This window comes from Pseudovibrio sp. W64, assembly GCF_001623145.1.
In the GTDB taxonomy this organism is placed as follows: domain Bacteria; phylum Pseudomonadota; class Alphaproteobacteria; order Rhizobiales; family Stappiaceae; genus Pseudovibrio.
The window spans coordinates 1-6,663 of record NZ_LMCI01000015.1 but is presented as its reverse complement, the minus strand read 5'-3'; the positions used below and the strand labels follow the sequence as shown (position 1 = coordinate 6,663).

The 6,663-nt window shown below is 48.3% G+C and carries 3 protein-coding genes; 1 reads left to right on the top strand and 2 read right to left on the bottom strand.

The window, feature by feature from the left end; genetic code table 11:
• Positions 1–282: 282 nt before the first annotated feature.
• Together PsW64_RS08800 and PsW64_RS08795 are read right to left on the bottom strand one after the other, a co-directional pair.
• Positions 283–3,072 (bottom strand): discoidin domain-containing protein, encoded by a 2,790-nt coding sequence (locus tag PsW64_RS08800; RefSeq protein WP_063303382.1) that lies wholly within the window; start codon positions 3,070–3,072, stop codon positions 283–285.
• Positions 3,073–3,242: 170 nt separating this feature from the next.
• On the bottom strand, positions 3,243–4,691 hold the full coding sequence (locus tag PsW64_RS08795) for a sensor histidine kinase (RefSeq protein ID WP_063303381.1): 1,449 nt from the start codon (positions 4,689–4,691) through the stop codon (positions 3,243–3,245).
• A gap of 139 nt (positions 4,692–4,830) precedes the next feature.
• On the opposite strand from PsW64_RS08795, the gene PsW64_RS08790 reads away from it, so the two are divergent.
• Positions 4,831–5,523 carry a response regulator transcription factor gene (locus PsW64_RS08790; RefSeq protein WP_063303380.1) on the top strand — a complete coding sequence of 231 codons (693 nt, stop codon included), beginning with the start codon at positions 4,831–4,833 and terminating at the stop codon, positions 5,521–5,523.
• Positions 5,524–6,663 lie beyond the last annotated feature (1,140 nt).

Genomic DNA, 6,663 nt, shown 5'->3' with positions numbered 1-6,663 from the left:
CAGCATGAACATCGGACCCGTCAGCATCAACAGGTTGATGACCAGACTCAAAACTCCAACGCCCGCATACCCGGACCGAGACGCCGCAAACGCCTCTGCCACCATAGGGCGCTGGCGTGAAATTGATTGTTGAGAAGACATGTTTCACTCAGGATAAGTAAGCAAGAAGCCCACCAAGACAGGCCAGAAAGGTGTCAGCTGTCCTAGACATAACTATAAATGACAACTCCACCCGAGATAAGAGAGACACGGACCGTCTTAGATCCGTGTCCTTGTGCCGTCTTAGGCTATGAAATCACCATAGATATTGATTTCAGCGATGTGCAGATAGTGCCCACCTGCATGATCGATGCGAACTTCGTCACCAACTATACCGCCAACTTCAATCAGCTGGTTGTGTGCGGAAGTCAGATCAGAGGATGACCAAACCACTGCCCCATCATCCAACACTTCGATGTGAGCTCCGGTCAGACGAGAGCTTGTCCAGTTGTCCTGACGGTTCTCAAGATCAATAAACTCAATCAGAGCATCTTCTCCCAGATCAATGCTCAACCATGGGGCTGGATCGCTTTTGCCCGTGTGGTTGATTGTATCAACGTCACCATCAAGAACGTTGAATGCGAGGTAATCATCGCTGACGTAGTTGGTTGATTGGTCTGCTGCGCTGGCATTCAGCGCGTCTGTCAGGTTTGTAAGTCCTGCATGATACGCTCGTTCAGCTGCTTGAGCCGCTGCGACAGTTACGTCATAGGTTGCCGTATCGCCTTCATTGGTGGAGATACTCGTTTGGAATGACGATTTGTGGAGGCTTGTTTCCCAGGTTACTGAATTGTCACTATCAATCGAGAGGCTATTGCCTTCATCAGATAGAGAGTTGATCAATGCATCGCGTTCAGACGCGGACAATCCTTCGAAAACGAGCACATCGGCTTTGTCCAGATCGGTTATCGTGTCCTTCCCAGAGTTGGCGGCAAAGACAAAAGTGTCGGCGCCCCCCCCTCCAGTTAACTCATCATCTCCACCAGCACCTGAAAGGATGTTTCGCTCTTCATCACCTTTAATGATATCGTTTCCGTCTGATCCGATCACATTTTCGATGAAGTACAACTTGTCGCTATCTACCTTCGTTATACGTCCGCCCTCATTGTCGGTCTTAATCGAGTAGATCGCACTGGAAACTGAGTAGTAGATGCCAAGATTTTCTTTCCAAATCTTTGTGCCCAAATCAATGTCGACGGAATCAGCTCCAAAGAAAGCTATAGTATCACTATCGGCGGTGCCGTCGAGGTTCTCGCCGCCATTGATGACATCATCGCCTGCACCACCAAACAAAAGATCATCGCCCCCCATACCATACAAATACGCCGTATCAGAATAATATCCCTCCCTGGGGGCAGTTGTGTTGGCTTCGGCTGGCACAAACGCGCCGAGGATGTCGTTCAGATTGGTGCCAATCCACATGTCGTTAGGGGCTTCATTGTCGTAAATCGTCCAACCAGCATAGGCCCCCACATCCATGAATCCCAGATTGGAACCGGCCATTTCACCGACCCATTCACCTAGATCCTGTAGTTCGTCTCCGAAGTAGAGCTTAGATCCATCGTAGTTGACATAGCTTTCCTTCAAACTTGCTTTGAGCGCATCAAAAAAATCACTATTGATCGTAACACCCTTGCCATTTTCGGTCATGTAGTCAGGAAAATAATCTACAAGGTCGTCAGCCCATTGGACGGCAAGGATTTCACGGTCTGCTGTTCCACGGTTGTCCCGTAATGTGAATGCCAAATCGTTAGCAGTCTCCCACTCGAAGGTGTAGTGGGTATTCAGATCAGTCTCGGATGCCGCAATTGGGATCATGATATGATCTTCAAACGGGTTAAAGTCTCTGACCTGAGCTTCGGCAGTCTCGCCCCAGTCTGCATCAATAGTAAAGGTTGTCTTTGATGAGTTGGTAGCTGTGTAGTAAGCATCAAAGCCAGAAGCTATAGTCTTTGCAACTGAACCAATTGCTTTCACGCCCGGTATAATCCCCACTGCGCTGCCTGCTGCATCCAGAATAGATGTCCAATCACTGCCCTTGTTAGGAAAAGCTGCTGATATATCGAGAACAAAATCGCTCGTGTAGTCAGTACTGCCATCGCCAATGATAAACATATCCGCACCAGAACCACCCCAAAGCTGGTCACTTACGGCTTGGTCTTTGAGCGAGCCTGAGGAGATGATATCGTTGCCTTCTCCTCCGTAAATTTTATCAGCGCCCGTGCCACCATCAAGAATATCATTCCCATCATACCCATTGATAATGTCGTCACCTGCACCGCCATAAGCAATGTCGATATTGTCTGCGATGATATCGACATTGGGTGTTGTTTGCACATAGATCGCACCATGTATGGTGTCATTGCCATCACCACCATACATTTCATTGGCGCTGTCTGCTGTAATTCCTGATGTGCCACCCCAGATTATATCGTTGCCCTTGCCACCAAAAATCAGATCAGCCCCTGCGCCACCTTCGATCGTATCTGCGTCATCTCCGCCATCAATGTAATCATCCCCTCCATTACCGACGAGCGTGTCATTTCCGTCACCTCCGTAAAGCTTGTCAGCATGCATTGTGCCTTTCAGCGAGTCATTGCCATCGCCCCCATAGGCCGTAACGCCATAAGACAGACCGTAAAAGTCGGCTGTGTCATCAGTGTAGTTGAAGTCGAAGATCTCAACATTGTGTGCAGTGACGTCCAGGGAGCTGAAATTGATGTGTGAGCTATCTTTCGAATGGCCCCCTTCGACAATGACGGTATTTCCATCGAGAACCTTGAGATCAGTCGAATAATTATTATCTCCACGATATCTCAACGTATCTATGCCTTCATTACCATAATAATGGAGGTTCGAGTTCTTCTTTACACTACTACCGCTCCTTGCTAATGAGTCCAGTGTCACTGAATCATTATGGTCACTGCCTACAAGGTTCGAGTCCTTTTTATTCTTTCTTGCGATCCAGCCGAATGTGTAGCTGCCATCAAGATATGAGTTCTTTGCAGCGATGCTCCAGATTGTATCTGCCATTTTCTAATCCATGTGTCAGTGCATACATTCGTTGTCCGAGCAGATGTCAGGTGAATGTATTGCCGAGTTTCTAAGGACAGAATTGTCCGACTCCTACATGGATACCGCGGGTCTGATTTGAGGTCTCGTGACAAACTGTGACAAACACTTGTCACAGTTTGAGAGGCTGATTAATTCTTTCGGTAGAGTGGAAGGCGAAGCTCAGCGCGCAGCCCGCCTTCAGCGCGGTTAAAAAGTCCTATGGAACCACCTTGGTCAGTTACAATTGTCTTTACGATTGCCAACCCCAGGCCGCTACCGGGTATGTCTGTCGCCAAGCGCTGGAAAGGCTGGAACACACGATCTAGTTCCTCTTCTGGGATGCCTGGGCCATTATCATCAATGGTGATAACCGCTTCATCTCCGTCCTTAGAAACAGTCACATGAGCGGCGCTGCCATACTTGCAAGCATTTTCAACCAGATTGGATAAGCACCTTTGGATAGCATTCACGCGGCATGACACGATAACAGGTGCTGTGTCTGTCATTTCAGCTGCATCTCCCAGCTCACTGCGCTCTTCAATCACCACATCCAGCAGAAGTGTGAGGTCTACACGCTGGAAGTCTCCATCTCGCATCACCGCACGAGAAAAAGCCATAATAGATTCAACAATGCTCTGTATGCGATCTAGACGGGCCTCAATCTGATATCTGGTGGTTTGCGGACCAACGGCATCAACAAGCTGCTTGATCCCTGCCAAAGGACCTTTCAGATCATGAGCAAGACTGCGTAAAAGGCCAATCTGATAATCCACCGCCTGCGTAACGCGCTCATTCATTCGATTGAAAGACCTGATAATCTCACGGGTATCACGCGGTCCCTGCACAATCAAAGAGGAAGTGGTCTCGCCGCGCCCAAGCCGCTCTGCCTGATGAGAAAGGTGCCAAAAAGGTGCCATAACACGCCGACTAATCAGTAAAACTACCGCTGCAATTAAAAGAGAAACCAGACTCGATGTTATAAGCTTCGTGTAGGCTGCATTGATAGGTGGTAAGCGCCTGAGCTGATAAACCGTGAGCCAGTTGCCTGTAGCATCATGGCGCAATGCAACCCTGTACACTTCAGCGCGTGGCCAGGTTCTGAATAAGTTCAGAAGATTGTTTGACGGTGCCGGTTTCTCCTCAAAAACCCATTTTGGGGTCGTCTTCCAATCAAGCTCATTTACCAAAAGAGTACGCGGCGGTTCACCAAGGCCTAACATAGGTGTCTCTTCTGCCACCATTCCGCGGGGAGGAGGAGGAGTTGGAAAGCCTCGTTCTGTCACAACGACTTCTGAGACGGGTAACCCTGCACGGCCATACCAGGTAAGTGCTTCGGCCTCGATATCTGGGCGCCGTTCGTCACCATCAAGTAGAGCTCGCGGAACTCCCCATTCTATATGAACAGCGAGATTAGATAAGGTTTGTGTATATCGGACACGCTTGTTTTCTGGCAGGGCTAAGACACCACTGAAAGACCGACCAGCCAGTGTGAGATGAAGGCTTTTTTGAGCAGCTGTCAGAAGCTGCACATCAGCAACACGCGATACAATTACGTTTACGACTTGAACTGCCAATACCAGCCCAATGACCAAAAACATTAGTTGTTGACCAAGCGTAAGACGCGCTGAAAACCTCATTGATTTCATTTATCTATCTCGGCATTGGGACAAGTTGACACGCAGATGTTACAATATATGCGTGTTGCAAAGTCAATTGGATATCGAAGGTTTAGACCGGATGAGCGAGAGTATTTTGATCGTGGACGACGATCACACCCTCGGAGAAGAGTTGGGGAAGGCTTTGGTTAGCGCTGGCTACACCCCCCATCGGTGTATAAGTGTCCCCGAAGCGCGACAGGTTTGGAACAAGATAAAGTTTGATCTCTGCTTTGTTGACATTGTCATGCCCGGCCCCTCTGGCAAAGTGTTTTGCCGGGAAGTCAGAGAGCGGTCTGACGCTGCCATCATTATGATGAGTTCACTCAGTGACCAGGACACAATCATTGCGTTGCTTGACATTGGCGCCGATGACTACATCGTCAAGCCATTCACTTTTCCGGAGATGTTAGCCCGCGCACGAGCCGTGCTACGTCGTCGTAAAGATCACACTCAACAATATACGGCTTCTGCAATACAGATTGGAGATTGGACATTTGATCTTCAGCTGCGGCGCATTTCCAACATTAAAGGCCTTACCGTACCGCTCACTCAAAGTGAAGCAGCAGTCCTTCGTTTTTTTGCGCAAAGCCCTGGCGTTGTTTTCTCCCGCGAAGACATACTTGCCGTTGCCAGAACTCGACAGCACGCTGGCAAGGATGATCGTTCTGTTGACACGCTAATCAAGCGCTTGCGGCGAAAGATCGAAATTGAACCTTCAAATCCAATGCACATCCTGACTGAGTGGGGGAAGGGTTATACATTCCAGAACTGATAAGTTGCTAAAGTAAGCCTTACGTAATCTCCAATCAGGTGCTCATTGCAACCTCTCTTCTAAAAGTCTTGATTAGCTTGCTCGGGAATAAGTGTTTGCCTTTGATAAGATATGTGAGGAAGTTTCCAGAAACTGTGGCCCTCTAGACTAGAAAAAATGCTCTATCGCAGAACGCAGGCCCCTCAAAAGAGAGAAGAGGCGTGTTGGAACTTGCTTAAGCTTGATGAGAACCACAATTGATGATTGGGCCGTACTAAGCAGAGGCCACGGCATCATCAATCCAAGTTGGTCTCAACCCTTGATAGAAACACCCGAATGGCAGGTATTGGCCCACTTTGCCAAATCCCCCACGACCTCAGTGCGTTGCATTTATTTTCAGAAATCTGAGCCTGTCTCAACTAATTCGAGCCCAGTCTCAGGTAAATTGAGCAGAAGCGAAATTACAGTCTCAAATAATCTGAGTCCAAAATCTCGATGTTCTCAAGCCGAGCCGTCGATAATATCAAGCCGCTACACCTAACTGTGGCGAATTGCACTTATCCGTAGCTCGGATTGCAATCATCCGCCTCGGATCACTTTATTTGAGAATAGCTGTAGAGCGGACGAAATTGATCCTTCACTGCAGGAGCAAAAACTCTGATCAAAACCCCGCGATTGTATACGATAAGAGCCCTAACCGGATATTTTCTCGCTTTCATCAAAGACCGTGACTGAGGGATTAAGGGATGCTTGGAGCGTTCTAAGGCTCCACTCTAGCTCTGAAAACCTCTTGTCCTGGAGGACCCGTTCCGATTTTCCTTTATGTATCAATAGCTGGCTATTTTCGGCCGAGGTCTGGCCAAAAATGGCCAGCTGTTTGATGATGTTTATCAATAGCTTAGTTTGGTTGTGAAGGATCTACTGGTTTCTTAGGCCAAAAATGGCTTAAACTGACGCAGCGGAATATTGCTCGAAGTTCTGCTACCTGACCCCTCTTATGCGCACCGTAAAACTATTTTACCAAGCTTTTTCATAGTGTTGAAAGGGGTGTCTGTGTTTTTCAGGAGTGTTTTCGCACTCTGGCATGCAAGTTGCAGTTGTGTTGGTACGCTGTCGCAGACTGGGGTCTGGGGCTGTGGCCCATTCTCATCAAATGGGGTT

Excerpts from the sequence above, each read along its gene's own strand:
- PsW64_RS08800 (WP_063303382.1), bottom strand. The coding sequence starts at position 3,072 with ATGGCAGATACAATCTGGAGCATCGCTGCAAAGAACTCATATCTTGAT.
- PsW64_RS08795 (WP_063303381.1), bottom strand. The coding sequence starts at position 4,691 with ATGTTTTTGGTCATTGGGCTGGTATTGGCAGTTCAAGTCGTAAACGTA.
- PsW64_RS08790 (WP_063303380.1), top strand. The coding sequence starts at position 4,831 with ATGAGCGAGAGTATTTTGATCGTGGACGACGATCACACCCTCGGAGAA.